Origin of the sequence: Microcystis viridis FACHB-1342 (assembly GCF_014698335.1) — a bacterium.
In the GTDB taxonomy this organism is placed as follows: domain Bacteria; phylum Cyanobacteriota; class Cyanobacteriia; order Cyanobacteriales; family Microcystaceae; genus Microcystis; species Microcystis ichthyoblabe_A.
This window is the reverse complement of sequence record NZ_JACJSV010000002.1, coordinates 112,845-133,335: the sequence shown is the minus strand read 5'-3', so window position 1 is coordinate 133,335 and position 20,491 is coordinate 112,845. Positions and strand designations below refer to the sequence as shown.

Below are 20,491 nucleotides of genomic sequence, written 5' to 3'. Positions count from 1 at the left end.
TTAAAATTCTAAGGGAGATAAACCCTCAACTAATGCCGAGGAGCGAAAAGTTTTTCCCAGATGATATTGAGTATAGCGACGCAGCAAACGATCGAGGTTAATCCAAGCTAGTTCTGAGGTAAGGTTTTCTTCTGGGGGAAAATCTGTTTTTCCTAGGCATTGCAGTAATTGCAGTTCTTGCCGCGTCAGTTTACTATCGATTTTGGGCGGGTTGATTGTTTCTGTTAGGGCAGCTAGATCTATTATTCCCCCTGCCTCGAAACTAAATCCTAGGCAATTGTCCCCAATTAAAGCTTTTCCCGTCAACAGGCAGTTATGGACTTGCGGCACTAAGCCGGCAATTATTAAGAAATGAAAAATTGCTTGACAAAGGTAGGGAAGTATGTATTCATTCTCGTCGAGGACTTCAATTCTGGCCAGATGGCTGCAGATTAATTCGTATAATTCCCTCTGGGGTTGTTCGCTCAGGGCGATCGCCAAAACCAGTTCACAGAGGTATTGACTAACGGTTAGTTTGGCGAGATTTTGACTTAATTTGGGATAAGATTCGATAGTTTCAGCTTGAACGACCTTATCTAGGGATTTTCCTGCGACTATCAACAGATTATTGACCACAAATAGTTCACTTCTACCCCGCAGGGAAGATTTATACTTGCGCGCACCTGGAGCGATGGCTCTAATTAAACCATACTCGGCGGTCAAAATAGTTAAGAGGCGATCGGCTTCTCCGAAGGCCATTCCTTGCAGATTGATTCCAGTAGCTTGATAGGTACGAGACATCATTTAGTAATTAGGGTTTGCCGAACAAGTTTGTTGGTGGGGACAGGGTGCGGGGTGTGGGGTGTAGGGTGTAGGGTTTTACCGATTTTGAGGGGGTCAATTACCTAATTTTCAGGGAAAAAGTCCCTGAATTTTCCCCCCGATCACTCCCATACCTGGTACTTTTTGATTGACAAAAGGTCTAAAAGTCTTACCCAACAAGGTTTTTAGATTTTTTCAGCAAACCCTAGCTAATTGTCTCCCCAAGAAGACTTGAGCTAATCACCAAGCAAAGAGGAATCAGTCATGACTATGGAGGTTAGCGGACTCGAACCGCTGACATCCTGCTTGCAAAGCAGGCGCTCTACCAACTGAGCTAAACCCCCGATCTGGTTTTTGAGACACTCTCGTTATTATAACCTATAGTGAAAAATATTACAAGTTAATTTTTCCCTTGCCTGCCATGTCTTATCTAGTCGCCACTTTTTACCAGTTTGTGGCTTTGTCAGATTATCGTCAAAAACAGCCAGAAATACAAAAATACTGCCAAGAAAGAGGAATTAAAGGAACTATTCTTCTGGCAGCCGAGGGGATTAACGCAACGATCGCCGGAAACCGTCAAGCGATCGCTGAAGTGATTAGTTGGTTAAAAACCGATACTCGTTTAGCTAATCTAGAGGTGAAAGAGTCTGTTTGTGATTATTTGCCCTTTCAACGCTTAAAAATTCGCTTAAAAAAGGAAATTGTGACTTTTGGTCAACCCAAGGCTAATCCTCTCGAAAACACAGGAATTTATCTCAAAACTGAAGAGTGGAACCAATTGCTGAAAGAGCCGGACGTGGTAGTGATCGATACTCGTAATAATTATGAAGTGGCGATCGGTACTTTTGCGGGAGCGCTTAACCCAGAAATCCAGCATTTTCGCCAATTTCCTGAGTATATTCAGGAAAATTTTGATAGTATTAACGATAAAAAAATAGCTCTTTTTTGTACGGGGGGAATTCGTTGTGAAAAGGCGGCAGCTTTTTTATTAAATCAAGGCTTTTCTCAAGTTTATCAGCTAGAGGGAGGTATTTTGAAATACTTAGAAGAAGTTAGTCCCGATCAGAGTCTTTGGCAAGGAGAATGTTTTGTTTTTGATCAAAGAGTGGCACTAACAGCTAATCTAGAGGTAGGACATTATGAAATGTGTCCCGCTTGCGGTCATCCCATCGATGAAAAAGATAAACAGTCCCCCAATTACCGAGCAGGAATATCTTGTCCCTATTGTAGTTAATCTTATCCTATTTAGTATCTGGTTACTTTTTTTTGCGGATTTGTGTACCAGAAATCATGTCATGAAGGGCGCGTTTTTTCTTTGTCCAGGCTGCCAGTAAAAAGCCCAAATATAAGGGAGCAGTGGAGAGATATTTTAGTAAGTAGCGGCGATTTGCTCTTGCAAAAGATATGCGTCGGCCTTGGCTATCGGTGACGGATAAATCAAAAAACATTTTACCAATAGTGGCTTTAAAAAGATATTCTAAGAAAACATAATATAACCATTTAATAACTATTCCTAAACCAAGAGCAGTCAGAATGGCAATATGCTCGTGAGTAAAGTTAACTTTGGCTTGAATATTATAGATAATTGCCACTATAAATAAAGCAAAACCAAAAATTGTTGTTCCGGCTGCACTTAATCCTGCTGCATAGTAAACCCAGATTTCTTTGGGAATATCAAAGTTAAGATTTAAATCTTGAAAAGTTGACCATTGTTGTAAGCGAAAACAGATATAACCACCTAATAAAGCTGCGATAATAAAAACGATAAAAGAATCAATTAAAGAAGCTTTGAAACGGAGCCAAAACCCAGCATAACTGGGAGAAATTGCGGCGAGTAAAGAAATAAGTGCAGGATTGGGAATAGGAATAATTTTAGGTTTTTCAGGAGGAGAATTTTTAGTTTTTTTAGTTTGATGGGGATTGGCTTTAATATCGGTAATAATTTTTAGCAAAGTTTTGGTATCTTTCGGTCGATCAATAGGTTTTTCTGCCATTAAATTATCGATAAAATCTGCTAATCGAGAAGGGATATTTTGTGCATATTTACGCCAGTTAAATTCATTTGTATTAATATTATAAATTTTCGGGTCACTGGGTTCTTTACCGGTTAACAAAAAGACGAAAGTTTTGCCCAAAGCATAAAAGTCTGATTGGGGGACAGAGTGACCAAGAGATTGTTCAGGAGGAGCATATCCGGGGGTATAAATTCCCGTATTTTTGCCTCCTGCTAGGACGGTTTTAGTCACCTGTCGCGCTGCCCCAAAATCAATTAAAACTAATTGACCATCGGGTTTTAAGATAATATTAGAGGGTTTGATATCACGATGATAGAATTTATGTTTATGAACTTCATGGAGAATATTAGCCAACTGACTTAACCAATCCAAAGCGAGATTATAATCAATCGGTTTAAATCCTCTTTGTTTTTGATGTTCTTCTAAGTCAATACCAGCAATTTTCTCCATGACTAAACAGTGTAAAGCAGTTTGACTCTCCCGGGGATGATAAATAAAATAGTTTTCTCCTTTGGGAATACCAGGGTGATTTAATTGTTTTAAAAGATTGGCTTCCTGTTGAAATAAATCAATAGCTTTGCTAGAATCGTAGGTAAGAACTTTTAACACTTTAGGTATTTTACGTTCATCTATCACTTCATAGGTATTACCGAATCCACCTTTGGCACTCAATAAATTTGTGACTCGATATTTACCATTTAAAAGCAAGTCGGAACCACAGGATTGACAGTAACGACTCTCCGTGATACTTTTCGGTTTGGGACAATGAGGATTAATACAAAAACTCATAGATTTTATTGGTAGAGTAAAAAATAAACTTGATGATAACAATATTCCTTGATATATTTAAGGTTTATTACCAAGAAAAAAGCCGCGCAATCCCAAAGTTACCACGGCACTTAAAAAAGCCACAACCATGGGAATAATCAGAGATTTAAACCCTTTCAAGTCCGCAATATCTTTAACTAGAATTGCATAACCATCTTCGACTTTTTCCAGTCGTTTATCCATTGTTTCAAATTTCTGATCAAGAGTTTTAATATCTCCTTTGATTTCTGTGACTTCCACCTTTAAATCATTAACATCTTTTTGGAGATTGTCGATTTTCTGATCCATATCTCTTTGGAGATTGTCGATTTTCTGATTCACATCTCTTTGGAGATTGTCGATTTTACTCTCGATCCTTGTCAGGACAGATTCAAGGGAATAGGTAACGGTTTCGCTAGTTTGTGTCATAATTAAAACCCTCTTACAGATAACTACTTTATTGAAATAAAAAATTAAGGTTTATTACCAAGAAAAAAGCCGCGCAATCCCAAAGTTACCACGGCACTTAAAAAAGCTACAACCATGGGGATAATCAGGGATTTAAACCCTTTCAAGTCCGCAATATCTTTAACTAGAATTGCATAACTAGATTCGACTTTTTCCAGTCGTTTATCCATTGTTTCGACTTTCTGATCAAGATTTTTAATATCTCCCTTGATTTCTGTGACTTCCACCTTTAAATCATTCACATCTTGTTGGAGACTGTCAAATTTTTGATTAACATCTTTTTGGAGACTGTCAAATTTTTGATCCATAGCCCTTTGGAGATTGTCGATTTTCTCATCTACATCTCTTTGAAGACTGTCAATTTTCTGATCCATATCTCTTTGGAGACTGTCAAATTTTTGATTAACATCTCTTTGGAGAGAGTCAATTTTCTGATTAACCTCTTTAATGCTATCTTTAATTTCTTTCAGGACAGATTCGAGAGAATAGGTAACGGTTTCGCCAGTTTGTGTCATAATTAACAACCTCTTACAAATAACTACTTTCTTGACATAAAAAATTAAGGTTTATTACCAAGAAAAAAGCCGCGCAATCCTAAAGTTACCACGGCACTTAAAAAAGCTACGACCATGGGGATAATCAGGGATTTAAACCCTTTTAAGTCCGCAATATCTTTAACTAGGATTGCATAACTATCTTCAACTTTTTCCAGTCGTTTATCTATTCTTTCGACTTTCTGGTCAAGAGTTTTAATATCTCCCTTGGTTTCTGTGACTTCCACCTTTAAATCATTAACGTCTTTTTGGAGACTGTCAAATTTTTGATTCATATCTTTTTGAAGACTGTCAAATTTTTGATCCATATCTCTTTGGAGACTGTCAAATTTTTGATCCATATCTCTTTGGAGACTGTCAATTTTCTGATTAACATCTCTTTGGAGATTGTCAATTTTCTGATCCATATCTCTTTGGAGACTGTCAAATTTTTGATTAACATCTCTTTGGAGATTGTCGATTTTACTCTCGATCCTTGTTAGGACAGATTCGAGAGAATAGGTAACGGTTTCGCTAGTTTGTGTCATAATTAACAACCTCTGGTCGATAAGGCCAAATATAATTAGGTTATACTGAAAAAGTTTGGCGTTGGTGTGGGGTTTTACCCATTTTCAGGGAAAAAGTCCCTGAATTTTCCCTCTGATCACTCCAATGGCCGGCACTGTTTGATTTGAAAAAAGCCTAAAGATATTATCCAACAAAGTTTTTAGATTTATTCAGCCAGCCCTAAGTATTCCCCTATTGCCTATTGCTAGGGACTAAGGACGATTACGCTACCGAAAAAATTCCATTGTGGCCAGAGATCGATCATGGTAATTTAAGAAAGCGATCGGGGAACTCTAACAGGGAAGATCCCGACCCTAACCAGGGAGTGACTGTTTAACCGTCTGTCCTATGTACAAGTCTATTACTGTTTTAACGCTGCTGACGGGAATTATCGCCGTTGACGTGGTTTTTGCTCAATCCACTGTTAATCTTCCCATCACAGTTCAACAGGGAGAATCCTACGAAGCATTATTGACTAGAGCATCGCAATTAGCCGAGAAAACTATCATCAGTCGTTTTAATCAACAACAGGGTATTAATAAAATTGATTTATTGATAACGGCCGAAAAATCAGGGGCGATCGCACCTCTCCTCTCGGTGAAGGTATCCCGTCAAGATTGGTTTGGTCATCCCAATATTCAACGCTGGAGAAATGTTTTTCCCTTTGGCAAAGCTCTCCTCGGTTTTAGCTCTCCCGCACCCGTCGTCACTCCGAAAAGTCCCCCCGTTGCCGTTAATCCCAGTCCATCTCCAGCAGCATCTCCCGGCGCTACCACTCCTCCTCCTCCCCCTACTTTACTCTTCGAGGATGAGCCGAATAATGCTCCCCCAATCCCCATTCCTAACCAAAGATTAACCACTCCAGCTAATCGTTAATTGATAGGAAAAGGACGGGCTTTCGGAAGATATATTGACTTTTAAGTAGCAAAACGGGGCTGAAACCAGTCTAGGGGAAAAATATCATCTTCTTGGGCGGTTTCTGTCCAACCAGTGACACTCTCAAAACAAGTCCCCGTCAAGTTAGCACCCCTCAAGTCCGCTCCCTGTAGATTTACCTGTTGTAAACGCGCTCCCGCTAGATTAGCACCCGCTAAATTGGCCCCGTGTAAATCACTACCCGTCAGACGTGCCTCACTAAAATTAGCCCTTTCTAAATTGGCCCCTTGAAAGTCCACCTCTTTCAGAAAAGAGCCCCTAAAATTGGCTTCCCTTGCGGAAATCTGACGACATTTAGCCCCACTTAACCGCGCTTCCTGCAAATTGGCCCAATTGAGATTGACTTTATCTAGGGTTGCCTCCAAGAGATTAACTAAGTATAAATTCGCCCCGCATAAATTCGCCCCGCATAAATTCGCTCCCCGGAGATTAGCATGGGAAAGATCCGCCCCACTTAAGCGCGAGTTACGCAGGTTTGCCTGTACCATAAAGGCCCCGGTGAGATTGGCTTTGGTTAAGTCCGCTTCCACTAATTGCGCTTGACTTAATTTGGCATAGGTTAAATTCGCCCAATTCAAACTCGCTCCCCGCAGATTTGATTTAGTCAAAAAAGAGCGACTCAAATTAGTTCCGCGCAAATTGGCCGCAGCAAAATTGACAGCGATTAGAGTCACTTGTTGTAGATCTAGACTCATCAAGTCAATGGCTAAAAAATCCCGCTCTCCTTGTTCGTAGAGTCTTAGTAACTGATTAACTTTCATCTCCCTTCTTCTACTTATAAGATGGTGGTTAAGAAGTAATCAACAAAAGCACCTAAAAACTTTGTCCGATAACTCACTCTGCTTTTAGATGAGCAATTTACGATGCCCTCCTTTGAGTTTATGTAAAGTTTTTTTTCGATTTTTTAAGAGAAGATAACGCGAACAGCAAGTTAATTTTCATCATAGTTAAGTAGCTTGGCTAAAACAGTTGGACTGGTTTTTCCAATTCTACCCCAGTGCATCGGGTAATTAGTATCTAAAACTACTCTTGTTAAAAAACTTATCTATTGTTTAAATAGGAGACTCCGAGACAGGAGACAGGAGATTATTTTTATTTATTCTTTCCACACCCTACACCCCACACCCTACACCCCACACCCCACACCCCACACCCCACACCCTGCTAACCCGCTAATTCCCTACTCTAAAGCGTAGATACGACCATCCATGAGCAGACGGGTGATCCCTTTAGCTTCCAGTTGAGCGTGAGCTTTTTCGATCAGGCGACCGTCGGGAACTTTAATCACTTTTTCCTTGCGCTTGGAGAAACGACGAGCGATGCGATGACTTTCAAAGATGGGGAGAGTGCGCTGCTGGATTTCCTGAGGGGGAACCTTACCCAATTCGGCAAAATCCTTGAGGGGACGGGTGATTAATTCGGCAGCACGATCGATGACCAAGTAACAGGTTTTGGGAAAAGCCGCCGCCGAGAGGGGTAAGATCTGTAATTGGGCGGTTTTAACGATAGTCGGGCCTAAATAGCTGTCCGCTAGTTCCCCCTCCTCCTCATCTTCATCCTCATCCTCCTCTTCATCCCAATCCTCGTCAAGCTCATCTTCTTCCTCCTCTTCCTCGATAGCTTCGACGAAAAACTCGCTTAAATTAGCGGTTTCTAGAGTCTTATCGCCATTAATTTCTGTATCTTCTGGATTATCTGCTTCTGGCGGGTAAACGGTATCCATTAACAGGGTTAATTGTTCCACAGAAGCGATCGGTGGCTCAAAAGCCTGCTCATCCTTAGCTGCGATTTGGGCTGCCCGAACACTAATCACCTCGATCGCTTTTTCTGGTAGATCCGCTGCTGGCTCCTCCTCCTCAAGGCCGCGACCATTGCGGGCCAAGCGTTTTTTCTGGATTAACTGCTCGTATTCCTCGCCAGAAAAAGAATTTTTGAGAAAACGACTGACCGTAGAACTACTCACTCCATAACGCTCGGCTAAGGTGGAAGTGGTGGCCTCCGTTTCCCGATAAAGCTTAAGAATTTCTTTTTTCGTGGCATCAGTCAGTTTTCTTGGACTCATATTACTTATATAGTTATTTTTTAAGCGATAGGATTTTGCCGATGGCTAGTCAGGGGAGGCTGTTGTCCTTGAGCGGATGTACTCTTAATCATAAAACGCTCTAGCCAATTAAAACTAAGCAATTCGTTTTCTAGTCCCTGTTCTAGTCTATCCTTGACTTCTGTTTCTCACCACTACTCAAGATTAAAAAATTGACGATGATATCCAGTGCTGCTAGTCAAAAAGCCTTATTAGTTCTGGCCGATGGTACAGTTTACGAGGGTTATTCCTTCGGCTCCAAGGGAACCACCGTCGGCGAAGTTGTCTTTAACACGGGGATGACCGGTTATCAGGAAGTCCTCACCGATCCCAGTTATGCTGGTCAAATCGTCACTTTTACCTATCCAGAATTGGGAAATACGGGGGTTAACCCCGAGGATGAGGAGTCAATTCGTCCCCAGGTGAAAGGAGCGATCGCCAAAAACATCTGCCACCGGCCCAGTAATTGGCGTTCTAGCCAATCTCTACCGGATTATCTGGCCGCTCATCATGTTATTGGCATCTATGGCATCGATACCCGGTCCCTGACCCGCAAAATTCGCTCGGTTGGGGCGATGAATGGGGCAATTTCCACGGAAATACTCGATTATCACGATTTACTGCGGCTGGTGCAGGCGGCCCCCAGTATGGCGGGATTAAATCTCGTCAAAGAAGTAACCACCAAGGAAGTGTACGAATGGACGACTCCCACTCCGTCCGCCTGGGAATTTGCGCCAATTGATAGCGATCAAGAACCGTTAACGGTGGTGGCGATCGATTTTGGCATCAAACGCAATATTCTCCGGCGTTTAGCCAGCTACGGTTGTCGGGTGATCGTGGTTCCCGCTGACACTCCCCCGGAAAAAATCGCCGCCTATAATCCCGATGGTATTTTCTTTTCTAACGGACCGGGAGATCCAGCGGCTGTCACCGAAGGTATTGCCCTAGCCAAGCAACTTTTGCAAGGGGAAAAACCCACTTTTGGCATCTGTATGGGTCATCAAATTTTAGGCCTATCCCTAGGGGCAGAAACCTTTAAACTGAAATTTGGCCATCGCGGGTTAAATCAACCCTGTGGACTGCAGCAACAGGTGGAAATTACCAGTCAGAATCACGGTTTTGCCGTGCAGGAAGCCTCTTTAAATCCGCAAGTGGAGATTACCCATCTCAACCTCAATGATCGCACCGTAGCGGGTTTAAAACACAAGTCCTTGCCCTTTTTCTCGGTGCAATACCACCCCGAAGCCAGTCCTGGCCCCCACGATGCCGATTATCTGTTTGGCAAATTTGTTGATTTAATGCGGCAAGCAAAAAAGGATCGGGCGTAAATTTTTAGGATATACTAGGGTTTTGATTTTTACGGCTCTAGAGCTAGGAGGCGATTATTCCAGAAGCAATTAACTTGACTGTCAGCTTGCGAGGCACCCGCGAGGTCAGAGATAAGTACCAAATTTTCCGTTTGACGGGTCTTTTAGATGCCTTTTCCGAACCGACTTTTTGTAAGGTGATCGAAGGCTATGTGGAGCAGGGTCCTAAGGATGTGATTATTAGCCTGGCTCAGATTGATTTTATCGATAGCTCCGGTTTAGGGGCTTTGGTAAAATTGGTGAAAAAGGCCAAAACCGAAGGGGGCAGTTTACAAATTGTTACCAATGCGCGGGTAACTCAAACCGTAAAACTGGTGCGATTGGAGAAGTTTTTTTCCCTGCGATCCACCCTGGAAGCGGCGATCGAATATCTAGAAAAAGCGTAAATCGTGGAATCTCCTCTCGAAAAACTTCGCTTACAGGTCAGTGGCCAGGGTTCACCAATCCTAGAGGGTCTTGACCGATTATCGCCCGCTTCTCTGGCCTATCTGGGGGATGCTGTTTATGAATTATACATCCGCACCTATTATTTACTGCCGCCCCAGCGTCTGGGAGACTATCACGCTCAGGTGGTGGGCAAAGTCAGGGCCGAACAACAGGCTTTAGATTTAGCGCAACTGCAGCCCTATCTGACGGACCAAGAAAAAGAAATTCTGCGCCGGGGACGCAATGCGGTCACGGGAAAACGTCGTCGTCTGACAGCCCAAGTCTATCAGCAGGCCAGCAGTTTAGAAACCCTGTTCGGCTATCTTTATCTACAAGACCCCTCAAGATTACATCAACTATTAGAAAAACTAGAATTATAGCCCTCAGGTATTTTACGAAAAGCATTCCCAAATGCGTTTAACTGCTATGGGATAGAGAGGTGCGTAGTTCACCCAAGGAGAATTAATCTCTCGAAGTAAAAGTGAAGGGAATTTCTGCAATGGAATTGAGTCTGTCTATATTTGACTATACTTTTACTAACTATTATTCCCGACCCCCTTTTATTAATCCATGCAATCATGAGCGATCGACCATTTCGTAGCAAGTCCGATAATAGTAATTTTCGCCGGCCCTCGCGGTCAAAAACTGGGCCAATTCTGGCTAAATCCCCGACAGTAACTCCAGAAAACCAAGAAGCTGATGATCTGCTCTACGGTCGCCGGGTGGTTTTAACGGCCATGGAGGAGGAGCGCCAACTGAATCGGATTTGGGTAGTCAATCGACTCCGTTACGATCCCCGTTATCATACCCTTTTGGAAAAAGCCAAAGCCAACGGCACGGTAATTGATGAGGTGGACGATCTCCGTCTCGATCAGATTACCAGTAAGGCCAATCATCAGGGGATCGCCGCCCAAATGTCTCCCTATGAGTATATCGAATTAGCCGATCTGATCGAAAAAGCTAAGGGCAAAAGTCGCCACCCCGTCATCGTCATCGCTGAAGGTATTACGGATCCCCATAACCTTGGGGCAATCATTCGCACCGCCGAAGCTATGGGTTGTCAGGGGGTAGTTATTCCCCAACGTCGCGCCGCTGGGGTGACATCGACGGTGATGAAAGTGGCGGCGGGGGCCCTGGAATATTTACCCGTCGCTAGGGTGGTTAATCTCAATCGTGCTTTAGAGGAATTAAAAGCGGCCGGTTTTTGGCTCTACGGCACGGCGGCAAAAACTGGTAAATCTTTACACACAATCAATTTAACGGGTGCGATAGGATTGGTGGTAGGTTCGGAGGGAGAGGGTTTGAGTCTGTTGGCCCAAAAGTCCTGCGATGAGTTGGTATCTATCCCCTTGGCAGGCAAAACCCCCAGTCTCAATGCTTCGGTGGCGGCGGCTATGGCTCTTTACGAGGTTTACCGGCAACGCTGGCAAAATTCCCCCGACTGAAAATCTGTATTTTTCGACACTCCCAATAGCCAAAAGGAGAAAGTATAAATAGAATAGGAAGGAAGTTTGCGAAATGTAAACAAACGTAACAAAACCACCAGAGTAGATTTAGATGGGGAACGAAATGAAAGAATTTTTGATTAGCTTACTCGAAAGGTTCGGATTAGCCTACTGGGTCGAGATTAAAACCGACTATCCCAGATGTACTTATTATTTTGGTCCTTTTCTCGCTAAAGACGAGGCTGAAGTCGCTCAAGCTGGTTACGAAGAAGATTTGAAAACAGAAGGAGCGCAGGGGATTAAATTGCATATAAAACGTTGTAAACCCGAAGATTTAACTATTTTTGAGGAAAAGGAAGAAGGTAAGCTCCTCAATCCCTTAAAGGTCTTACGCAGTCAAGTTTCTTAACAATTTCCAGTGATCGGTAATCAGTGATCAGCTTCTGAAGGCAACAGGCAACAGGCAAAAGGCAAAAGGCTCCAAGAAAGGATTCGGCGATTCTCCTACCGAAAAAGAAGGCTAGAAACTAAGTAGAGCTTGCTGAATAAATGTGAAATATAGACGAGGTAAGGGTTTTAGGGTTCTGTTTCGCTCCCACAGGTGCAAGATTTTGAGAGAATCGTGGTTCAAAACCTGGCCTCTTCATCGGCCCGCGTCCTGTAGGGGCGAAGCATTCGGGCAATAACCTATCGGTGAAACCCTAGATATTCTATCCGAATGCTTCGCCCCTACTTTTTGCCGCAAACCCTAAATATCAATGGGAGCGATTTAAAAAACAGCTATATTCTGCTTCTGTCAGTCTTCCCGCTTCGTAGAGAGTATCGGTAATTTCTGCTAGGGTTAAAACCGAATAAGGTTGATAACCATGGCTACGAAGTTTATCTTTAACAGGGCCACCATGGTCGATAAAAACCACAATATCATTAACTAATAATCCCGCCGATTTAATCTTTTCTGCCCCCTCGATCGCACTTTTGCCAGAAATTAAAATATCGTCCACTACTACCACGGTTTCCCCCACTTGAAAATTACCTTCAATTACTCTTCTTGTGCCGTGAGCTTTTACTTCTTTGCGGGGGAAAATCATCGGATGATTTAATAATAAAGATAAACCCGTAGCTGTAGGTAAAGAACCGTAGGGGATACCAGAAATGCGGTCAAATGTCAAGGTTTTTAATATTTCTCCATAGGCTTCAATTACCTGCTGAAAAATATTAGGATTAGAGATAATTTTTCTCAGATCGATATAATAGGAAAAAGTTTCTCCCGATGCTTGCACATAGTCGCCAAACATCAAGCAGCCAATATCAAATAATTGTAGAATTAAATCCTGATGAGGATGTTGTTTTAAAAGACAAACGTTAGCAGTCCAAGTATCATCTTGGCTCGATTCTTGCTGGTGATTTTGTTGAATTTTGTTGACTTCCTCTCGTAAATCCTTGACTTTTGCCCCCAAATCGGGTTGAGATAAAAAGTCTTGGGGTACAGGAATTAATAAACCCTCGCCATGACTATTTAAACCCACAGTAATTAACTCGGAGAATTGACTTTTTTCTTCCCAAATACTGCGTAATAAAATCAATCTTTCGGGAGCAAAATTGCGAATCCTTTTCAATATCTCTGGTTGAGTAGTTCCCACTTCTAAAAATACTTGTTCGGGAGTTCCCCAAGTGCAAGCTTCTTTGACAACTTGCAGATAAAAAGGATTATCGCGACTGGGGAATTCTTGCAGATTAATCGCGCCTTGATTGGAAGTATGACAGAGGATAAAAGCACCATGCTCGGGGTAAACTAAAAAAGGAGCAACGTGATCCTGTCCGGAGTAGGGATTGAGAGTAACCGCGTCCACCTGCCAAGTTTTAAAGATAGTCTCGGCTAAAATACTGCTAGTATTAATATCGCCGTGTTTAGCATCCAAAATGACCGGGATATGAGGGGGAATTGCCGTTAAAATTCGCTGTAATAATTCTAACCCTGCCGCTCCCAAAGCTTGATAAAAGCCTAAAGTTGGTTTGTAGGCACAGACAAAAGGGGCAGTTTCATCGATAATAAACTTGAGCCACTGTTCTAAATTAACGATTAATTCTCCCGGGGTGGAGGGCATCATTTCGGGGTTAGCATCTAAACCGAGGACAAGTAGAGTCTGGTTTTGACTAATGGCGTGGTTTAACTTTTGAAAAAAATTCATCGGTTCTAATCTCAGGATTCTGGATTAGTTTCTAATTTTACACTATTTGGCCGAAAAATAGGCTGTAAAATTGTCTTGTGCAGACTTTTTCTGGTGTCAGCGTCAAGGAATTTCTTTTGTAAGGGTTGCCATTCTTGCCATTTTTGGTGACGGATATTTCGGAAAATTTCGAGTAAGGTGGGCATTTCCTTGGCGAGACAATTGGGGAAAATTTGGCTAAGAAAATCCGAGAGAACACAACAATCCTGCATTTCTCCGAGAATACTTTGAAGGTTTTTAATATCTTCTAGGTACTCTTGATATTTGTCGCCATAAAACTGAGTGAATAACTCCATATTATAGCGGGAACGCTTGGCTTCTTTGCGAAGATCATGCAGTAATAATCCTTCCTTTTCCAATAAGTCATCAATTTCTTGACTAGAAAACTCTCTTACTTTTTGATCTTCCTCTAAATTTACCCCAACTAACCAGCCTTCGTGCAGTAAAAAGCGACTCGCTTGCGGTAATAATAAGTCTGGTAAAACCGTGGCAATATCTAATTTTCCTATCGGTTGATAGGTGGGATTATCCAACCAACTGGCAAAATCTGCCTTAAAATTGAGAAATTTATCGGACTTTAACAGCTTTTCTACCTTAGCAAATGCCTTTTTTCTTTGTTGTTCGAGAACTTGTAAAACTTTCTTTAGTAAATCCTGTTCTTTCGGGGGCAAAATTGGCTGATAATGACCGATAAAAGCCTCTTTTAACACATCTAAATCCCGCAATTCTCCTAAAATTCTGCCCAGATTACCCACCCGTTTTTGATCGGCAGATTTCGGCATGGTTAAAGCGGGTGCAAAACCAGTTAAAGTACTGCGAAGACGGCGCATTCCCACACGAATTTGATGTAATTCTTCCGTATCCTGATCGAGTAAAACCCCAGCTTCGTGTCTAAGAACTTTATGAAAATGTTTATCAATACCGATATAGGCCCAATCGGCAACAGTTTTAGCCCGAGGATTAAATTTGTTAGTCATTGGTCTTTAGGGAGGAAATAATGTCAAGATGGTGATAGAATCTTTAAATCAAGACTGGAACTAATAGATACTATTTATTCTATACAATAGGATGAAGCAGCCGCTTTAAGGGAAGTTTATGGATAGTTTTTGGCTAGATTATGGGGGGGAAATCGCTTTTCGCACAGGAGAGCATCTTTTCTTGACGGGAATAGCCATGGCTATGGGTAGCTTAATCGGGATTCCTCTAGGTATTTTAATTAGTCGTCAAGCTATTCTCGCCCCACCGATTATAGCGATCGTTAACACCCTACAGACTATCCCCAGTTTAGCCCTATTTGGTTTTTTAATTTCCGTGCCTTTTTTGGGAGGAATCGGCAAAATTCCCGCTATTGTTGCCCTAACTCTCTATACTTTACTGCCAATTGTTTTAAATACCTATCTGGGCATCAAAAAAGTTGATCCCGAATTAAAATTAGCCGGGTTATCCCTAGGCATGACCGACGGTCAAATCCTGCGCTATATCGAATTACCCTTGGCAGGGGCGACAATTTTGGCAGGAGTGAGAATTGCCACGGTGATTGCTATCGGTGTAGCTACGATCGCAGCCGCCATTGGTGGCGGTGGTTTGGGAGTGTTTATTTTTCGCGGTATTGCCACGGTCAACAATCAGTTAATTTTGGCGGGGGCAATTCCTGCCGCTTTTTTAGCCCTTGTTGCCGATTGGAGTCTCGGTCGGCTAGAAAAGACCTTTTCCCCTTCGCAACGTCCGAAAAAGCCCTCTAAATGGCAATGGGGCTTAGGTTTAATTGGGTTGGCCTTGCTATCTTTCCTCTTGACTCAAATTTTCCATTCATCCCCCGGCACAGTGGTGATCGGTTCCAAAAATTTTACCGAACAGGTGATTTTAGGGGAAATTTTGGCACAGGAAATCGAAAAAGAGACGAATTTACGGGTTGAACGTCAATTTAATCTCGGTGGTACTCTGATCTGTCATGAAGCGGTGAAAGCGGGTAAAATCGACGGTTATGTGGAGTATTCTGGCACGGCTTTCACGGGAATTTTACAGGAAAAACCCCTGAACGATGCCCGATTAGTCTTTGAAAAGCTGCAAAAGATTTATCCAGAAAAATTTAATCTAGAAGTCTTTCCCAGTCTAGGATTTGAGAATACTTTCGCCATTGTTATCCGGGGAGAAACCGCCAGTCAATACAATCTTAAAACTCTCTCGCAGGTGGCTAAATATACCCCCAATTGGCAAGCGGGTTTTGGTTATGAATTTTTGGAAAGGGAAGACGGTTACAAGGGATTAGCAAAGACCTACGGCCTAACTTTTGCCCAACCCCCGAAAGTGATGGATTTAGGGTTAATGTACCGCGCTTTAGCCGAAAAACAGGTGGATTTAGTGGCGGGAAATTCCACCGATGGCTTAATTCCCGTGCTAGATTTAGTCATCCTAGAAGATGATCAACGCTATTTTCCTCCCTACGAAGCGGTACCGATTTTTAACCGGGATAGTTTGCAAAAATATCCGCAATTGCGACAGGTTTTAGCCAAACTCACTGGCAAAATTACCTCCAGCACTATGCAGAAATTAAACTATCAGGTGGATGGCCGCAATCGCAAAGTAGAGGAAGTGGTTAAAGAATTTCTAGTCTCCCTCTCTTAACCATTTAGTCACTCCCCCGGGTTGGTCGATTAAACTAATGCCTTGGGCTTTTAATTCTGCACGAATGCGATCGCTTTCGGCGTAATTTTTCGCTTTTTTTGCCTCTGTCCGTTGTTGGATGAGATTTTCGATATCCGCTGCACTAATTCCCTCAGAAACAGGGGTTTCTCCCTGGTCAGCGGCAATTTCTAAGCCCAAAACCCTAGACAATTTCACCAAAGTATGCCATTTTACCGCTAATTGGGCCAGATTGCTGTCTGTCTTACCCGCATGGGTTAAATTATTACCCTCCTTGCGTAATTCCTTAGCGATTTCAAATAACACTGCTAAACCACCGGCAAAGTTAAAATCGTGATTTACCGCCTCTTGAAAGCGATTTTCTAGCTCTTGGTCGGTAATTCTGGGATTATCGGGCGGAAGATGCTTATAACCAAAGGATAAACCCTCTTGTAAAGTATGCCAGCCATTAGTGGCCGCCTGCAATCCCTCATCGGAAAAATCGATCGGTTTGCGGTATTGGGCGCCTAAAATTAATAATCTCACGGCTAAGGGGTCATATTTTGCCAATAACTCGCGAATAGTGATGAAATTACCGAGGGATTTCGACATTTTTTCCCCGGCCACCTTAACCATGCCATTATGTAACCAATAGTGGGCTAGAGGTTTACCCGTAGCCGCTTCACTTTGGGCAATTTCGTTTTCGTGGTGGGGAAAAATCAGATCACTTCCCCCCACATGAATATCGATAGTTTCTCCCAATTGTTCTTTAACCATGGCCGAACATTCAATATGCCAGCCCGGACGACCTTGGCCCCAGGGAGAATCCCAACTAGGTTCCCCCGGTTTTGCCCCCTTCCAGAGGGCAAAATCAAAGGGGTCTTGTTTTTTAATTGCTTCCGGGTCGTCGGTTTCTACCCGGCCGCTGGCGCCAGCTTGCAGATCATCCAGTTTTCGCCCCGATAGTTTGCCATAATCAGAAAAACGACGGACGGAGTAGTAAACATCGCCATCGCTGGGGTAAGCATAGCCTTTTTGTTCTAATTCATAGACTAGGCGCTTGATACCGTCGAGGGTATGAGTGGCCCGGGGATAAGCGTCCGCCGGTCTGACTCCTAATTTTGCCATATCCTCAAAGTAGGCCTGGATAAATTTCTCGGCTACGGCTGCCATGGTGGTATGTTCATTTTTAGCCCGATTGAGAATTTTATCGTCAATATCGGTGAAATTCTGAATATAGCGCACTTTATAACCGAGATACTCCAAATAACGCCGCACCACATCCCAAACCACACAGGTACGCGCATGACCCAAATGGCAATAATCATAGACGGTAATGCCGCAGCAATACATGGAGACAATGCCGGGGATGAGGGGGGTAAAGGGTTCTTCGCGACGACTGAGGGTGTTGTAGAGGATTAAGGTCATGGAGGGGGAATTTTTTTTCTGGGGAAAAAGGCTAGTCCAATTTTATAGCAGTTATCAGTGATCAGTTATCAGTTACCGCTAACCACTTTCCCCGTTCCCTGAATTTCGTTACTATACTTTGTGTTTTTTGTCAAGAGGTTTTTAGGGTTTTAGTAAAGATATGACGGTAAGATTCGAGGAGATAGGACTGTTTTGATGACAACTATTATTGATAGAATCGATAGAATAACGAGAGGAAAGCTTGATTGTTTGCCTTAACCGACAATTTTTATTGTTAATCAACTTTGACCAGACCATCATCATGAATGAACCACCTAATAGCGCTGGCGATGAAATCCAATTACCCCGGGGAGAAAGAGTTGACCAGCTAAGACATCTGATCGAAACCCTACGCATTGCCGATGAAGTGGCCAATCGCGGTTATTTGATTACCAGCGCCGAAGTGGCCGATTTAATGGATATTAATCCAGGGGCCGTTACCAGTCGCGGCGACCATTGGCCGTGGCGAAATTGGGTAATCTCCCGGGTCAGACGCGAGGGAAACCAAATTCTTTGGCAATTGGAAAAAGTCGATTAGGGTTAATGGCAACCATCAGTTAATTTCTCTCTTAACTTTTGTCAATTAGCAATTAGGGTTTGCTAAATAAATCTAAAAACCTTGTTGGGTAAGACTTTTAGACTTTTGGTCAATCAAAAAGTCCCAGAGCTGGGAGGGATCGGGGGGAAAATTCTGGGACTTTTTCCCTGAAAATTAGGTAATTTACCAGATGAAAATGGGTAAAAACCTACACCCCACACCCCACACCCCACACCCTGTCCCCACGAAAAACTTTTTCAGCAAACCCTAATTATTTCGTCATTTTCCCCCAGCAGATGACGCGCGAAACGTCGGGCTAGGGGCGGAGCCGATACAAGTGTACTGGTAAAACCAGAAAATACCTGCAATCCCACTTTATCGGCGATCGCTCCCACTAGAGGCCGTCCCGAGGGGGCAAAGGCCACTAGGCAATGATGACAGCTGCCGGGGAGAGAGGCTAAAGAGGGCAGCAATGTCCCCACGGCGGTGCGGATTGCTTTTTCTCCAGCCAGAGGGTTTAAAATCGCGCCTGGATCGGTGATAATGGCGCTAATTTGCCCTAGATAAAGACTTTGATCCCGGAATTGTACCGCCCCCGTTTCTAAAACACTGGCAATTATTTCTGGGGTTTCTCTCTGCCAAATGCCCTGCTTTTCTAGTTGGGTGATTTTTTGCTCTAATAGCAATCTAGCAGGAATTGCGGGCATAACTAGGGTGTTTAATTTGATCTCAGTGGGGGGAATTTTGATCACCTGGGCATGGGTAAAATAGACGGGAGCAGTAATACCAGATTTTTGCAGTAAAGACCGGGTTAATCCCCCCGCACAGACGATAGTTTCCCCAGCAGAATAATTATTTTTAGGAGTTTTTACGCCGGTAATTCTCGATGCAGTTTCAATTAATTCGATGACAGCTTCCCGAATAATCGTGCCTCCCAGACGCAGAAAAGCTTGTTGATAGGCAAGATTAGTTTTTTCGGCGTTGATGTGACCGTGGGGCAGTCGTAAAGCTCCGGAGATAGCAGCGGGATTTAATAGGGGTTCTAAAGCGATCGCTGCTTGCGGATCGAGAATTTCGGGAGTAATAGCAAAGATAGCAAATTTTTCGGCCACAGTGACCGGATCATCTTCGGGGTTAACGGTGAGAATTAACTCTATGTCCCGGTATTCGTTATCTATGCCCAGTTCCTGGGATAAATTGCGCTGAATTTCTCGACCTTCTTGATATAATTTTCTCTGGATTTCTGTGGTGGCCGACCAATAGGCTAAACCCCCGTAACTGTAGAAAGTGGCATTGAGGGGATGGGTTTCTTTTTCTAATAAAAGGACTCGACTGCCTAGGTTAGCTAGTTCGTAGCTTAAAACGGAACCGGTGATACCACCACCGATAATTATGTAATCATAAGTTGTGGTCATAATTGGGCTAATTTTTTCTCAATTAATCTATTCTATCATTATACTTGCTCAGTTCCCTAGTTCTGATTTGATCAATAATTGCTATAATTAGAGAAAAAGTTCAAAGCGAGACAGGATAACTATGCAACAGCTAGAAACTAGGGGGATAACTGACTCATGGATTAAAGGTAGTTGGGAAGAATACTTAGAAGCAATTAAAAACTTCCCAGAGAATCAAGGAAAAAGTTATTATTACAATGGCTATTATCGATTAGAAATGACTCCTATTGGATTTGAACACGCTAGAGATCATCATGTTGTCTTTTTGGGGGTGAGTCTCTACGCTATCCTCAAAGAAATTCCTTTTCAAGGACTCCCTACTTGTTCCTATCGCAAAAGAGGAATTAGAGAAGTGCAGCCAGATATATCTTACTATCTAGGAGAGAAAGCGAATCTGATACCAAATGGGACTTCGATTATTGATTTAAATCAGTATCCTCCACCAGATTTAGTCATTGAAATCTCAAAATCTACCCTCAATGATGACTTAGGTAATAAACGCTTACTCTACGAAGAATTAGGGGTTAGTGAATACTGGAGTGTTAAGGTAGATGACCCTCAAATATTTGCTTTTGAAATAATCGATCGAGGTAGTAAAAGAATTGATATATCAAAGGTTTTACCTAATTTAAAACTTGCGGTTTTAGAGTCAGCTTTACAACAGGCACGCACCAGAGATCAAAGTCAGGTGGGACGTTGGTTAATCACTCAATTTCAAGGTTAACCCCATAAAATCG

General features: G+C 42.8%; 21 protein-coding genes, 1 tRNA gene and 1 pseudogene. 11 read left to right on the top strand and 12 right to left on the bottom strand.

Going from position 1 to position 20,491, the window contains the following annotated elements; translation table 11 throughout:
* Both recO and H6G40_RS01640 read right to left on the bottom strand, forming a co-directional pair.
* A complete protein-coding gene (gene recO, locus H6G40_RS01645; RefSeq protein WP_002732991.1) occupies positions 1–783 on the bottom strand; it encodes a DNA repair protein RecO in 783 nt (260 codons plus the stop codon).
* A 289-nt stretch (positions 784–1,072) separates the two neighbouring features.
* Positions 1,073–1,145, bottom strand: a tRNA-Ala gene (locus tag H6G40_RS01640).
* 77 nt (positions 1,146–1,222) lie between these two features.
* Here H6G40_RS01640 and trhO point away from each other — a divergent pair.
* The gene (trhO, locus tag H6G40_RS01635) at positions 1,223–2,035 is read left to right on the top strand and encodes an oxygen-dependent tRNA uridine(34) hydroxylase TrhO (protein ID WP_002733376.1); all 813 of its coding nucleotides are present in this window, start codon (positions 1,223–1,225) and stop codon (positions 2,033–2,035) included.
* 22 nt (positions 2,036–2,057) lie between these two features.
* Here trhO and H6G40_RS01630 read toward each other — a convergent pair whose 3' ends face one another.
* The 4 genes from H6G40_RS01630 to H6G40_RS01615 are packed head-to-tail and all read right to left on the bottom strand — an operon-like array spanning position 2,058 to position 5,172.
* Positions 2,058–3,605: a protein kinase domain-containing protein gene (locus H6G40_RS01630; protein ID WP_069475126.1), complete on the bottom strand. Its 1,548-nt coding sequence runs from the start codon at positions 3,603–3,605 to the stop codon at positions 2,058–2,060.
* 57 nt (positions 3,606–3,662) lie between these two features.
* Complete coding sequence (locus H6G40_RS01625) at positions 3,663–4,052, bottom strand: coiled-coil domain-containing protein (protein ID WP_002732724.1); 390 nt, start codon at positions 4,050–4,052, stop codon at positions 3,663–3,665.
* A 44-nt stretch (positions 4,053–4,096) separates the two neighbouring features.
* Positions 4,097–4,606 carry a lipolpp family protein gene (locus H6G40_RS01620; RefSeq protein ID WP_042790277.1) on the bottom strand — a complete coding sequence of 170 codons (510 nt, stop codon included), beginning with the start codon at positions 4,604–4,606 and terminating at the stop codon, positions 4,097–4,099.
* Positions 4,607–4,650: 44 nt separating this feature from the next.
* Positions 4,651–5,172 (bottom strand): hypothetical protein, encoded by a 522-nt coding sequence (locus tag H6G40_RS01615; protein WP_002733032.1) that lies wholly within the window; start codon positions 5,170–5,172, stop codon positions 4,651–4,653.
* 367 nt (positions 5,173–5,539) lie between these two features.
* Here H6G40_RS01615 and H6G40_RS01610 point away from each other — a divergent pair, with 367 nt between their 5' ends.
* A complete protein-coding gene (locus tag H6G40_RS01610) occupies positions 5,540–6,067 on the top strand; it encodes a hypothetical protein (protein WP_002734671.1) in 528 nt (175 codons plus the stop codon).
* Positions 6,068–6,108: 41 nt separating this feature from the next.
* On the opposite strand, the gene H6G40_RS01605 is transcribed toward H6G40_RS01610, so the two are convergent.
* A complete protein-coding gene (locus H6G40_RS01605) occupies positions 6,109–6,888 on the bottom strand; it encodes a pentapeptide repeat-containing protein (RefSeq protein WP_002733848.1) in 780 nt (259 codons plus the stop codon).
* Between the two features lie 419 nt (positions 6,889–7,307).
* On the bottom strand, positions 7,308–8,189 hold the full coding sequence (locus H6G40_RS01600; RefSeq protein ID WP_002734017.1) for a helix-turn-helix domain-containing protein: 882 nt from the start codon (positions 8,187–8,189) through the stop codon (positions 7,308–7,310).
* A 197-nt stretch (positions 8,190–8,386) separates the two neighbouring features.
* On the opposite strand from H6G40_RS01600, the gene carA reads away from it, so the two are divergent.
* The 6 genes and pseudogenes from carA to H6G40_RS01575 all read left to right on the top strand — a co-directional run bounded on the left by carA (position 8,387) and on the right by H6G40_RS01575 (position 11,854).
* Positions 8,387–9,535 carry a glutamine-hydrolyzing carbamoyl-phosphate synthase small subunit gene (gene carA, locus H6G40_RS01595; RefSeq protein ID WP_002731566.1) on the top strand — a complete coding sequence of 383 codons (1,149 nt, stop codon included), beginning with the start codon at positions 8,387–8,389 and terminating at the stop codon, positions 9,533–9,535.
* Between the two features lie 74 nt (positions 9,536–9,609).
* Complete coding sequence (locus tag H6G40_RS01590; protein WP_002733056.1) at positions 9,610–9,960, top strand: STAS domain-containing protein; 351 nt, start codon at positions 9,610–9,612, stop codon at positions 9,958–9,960.
* A 3-nt stretch (positions 9,961–9,963) separates the two neighbouring features.
* On the top strand, positions 9,964–10,380 hold the full coding sequence (locus tag H6G40_RS01585) for a Mini-ribonuclease 3 (RefSeq protein ID WP_002734315.1): 417 nt from the start codon (positions 9,964–9,966) through the stop codon (positions 10,378–10,380).
* Between the two features lie 9 nt (positions 10,381–10,389).
* Positions 10,390–10,479, top strand: a pseudogene (locus H6G40_RS24085) (IS200/IS605 family accessory protein TnpB-related protein); the annotation flags it as partial.
* A gap of 99 nt (positions 10,480–10,578) precedes the next feature.
* On the top strand, positions 10,579–11,445 hold the full coding sequence (gene rlmB, locus H6G40_RS01580) for a 23S rRNA (guanosine(2251)-2'-O)-methyltransferase RlmB (RefSeq protein ID WP_002733719.1): 867 nt from the start codon (positions 10,579–10,581) through the stop codon (positions 11,443–11,445).
* Positions 11,446–11,557: 112 nt separating this feature from the next.
* Positions 11,558–11,854, top strand: coding sequence for a DUF1816 domain-containing protein (locus H6G40_RS01575; RefSeq protein WP_004158539.1), 297 nt, complete (start codon positions 11,558–11,560; stop codon positions 11,852–11,854).
* A gap of 346 nt (positions 11,855–12,200) precedes the next feature.
* Here H6G40_RS01575 and H6G40_RS01570 read toward each other — a convergent pair whose 3' ends face one another.
* Together H6G40_RS01570 and H6G40_RS01565 are read right to left on the bottom strand one after the other, a co-directional pair.
* On the bottom strand, positions 12,201–13,634 hold the full coding sequence (locus H6G40_RS01570) for a bifunctional orotidine-5'-phosphate decarboxylase/orotate phosphoribosyltransferase (RefSeq protein WP_069475127.1): 1,434 nt from the start codon (positions 13,632–13,634) through the stop codon (positions 12,201–12,203).
* A gap of 11 nt (positions 13,635–13,645) precedes the next feature.
* The gene (locus tag H6G40_RS01565; RefSeq protein WP_069475128.1) at positions 13,646–14,650 is read right to left on the bottom strand and encodes a CHAD domain-containing protein; all 1,005 of its coding nucleotides are present in this window, start codon (positions 14,648–14,650) and stop codon (positions 13,646–13,648) included.
* Between the two features lie 118 nt (positions 14,651–14,768).
* On the opposite strand from H6G40_RS01565, the gene H6G40_RS01560 reads away from it, so the two are divergent.
* Complete coding sequence (locus tag H6G40_RS01560; RefSeq protein WP_190537165.1) at positions 14,769–16,298, top strand: glycine betaine ABC transporter substrate-binding protein; 1,530 nt, start codon at positions 14,769–14,771, stop codon at positions 16,296–16,298.
* Here the strand turns inward: H6G40_RS01560 and cysS are convergent.
* Positions 16,281–17,723 (bottom strand): cysteine--tRNA ligase, encoded by a 1,443-nt coding sequence (cysS, locus tag H6G40_RS01555; RefSeq protein WP_190537163.1) that lies wholly within the window; start codon positions 17,721–17,723, stop codon positions 16,281–16,283. The genes H6G40_RS01560 and cysS overlap by 18 nt on opposite strands.
* A 301-nt stretch (positions 17,724–18,024) precedes the next feature.
* Between cysS and H6G40_RS01550 the strand changes: the two genes are divergently transcribed.
* Positions 18,025–18,300, top strand: a complete 276-nt coding sequence (locus H6G40_RS01550) for a hypothetical protein (protein ID WP_002732855.1) — start codon at positions 18,025–18,027, stop codon at positions 18,298–18,300.
* Positions 18,301–18,557: 257 nt separating this feature from the next.
* Here the strand turns inward: H6G40_RS01550 and H6G40_RS01545 are convergent, their stop codons facing one another.
* Complete coding sequence (locus tag H6G40_RS01545; protein WP_002733421.1) at positions 18,558–19,715, bottom strand: NAD(P)/FAD-dependent oxidoreductase; 1,158 nt, start codon at positions 19,713–19,715, stop codon at positions 18,558–18,560.
* A 121-nt stretch (positions 19,716–19,836) separates the two neighbouring features.
* Between H6G40_RS01545 and H6G40_RS01540 the strand changes: the two genes are divergently transcribed.
* On the top strand, positions 19,837–20,478 hold the full coding sequence (locus H6G40_RS01540) for a Uma2 family endonuclease (RefSeq protein WP_002733608.1): 642 nt from the start codon (positions 19,837–19,839) through the stop codon (positions 20,476–20,478).
* Positions 20,479–20,491 lie beyond the last annotated feature (13 nt).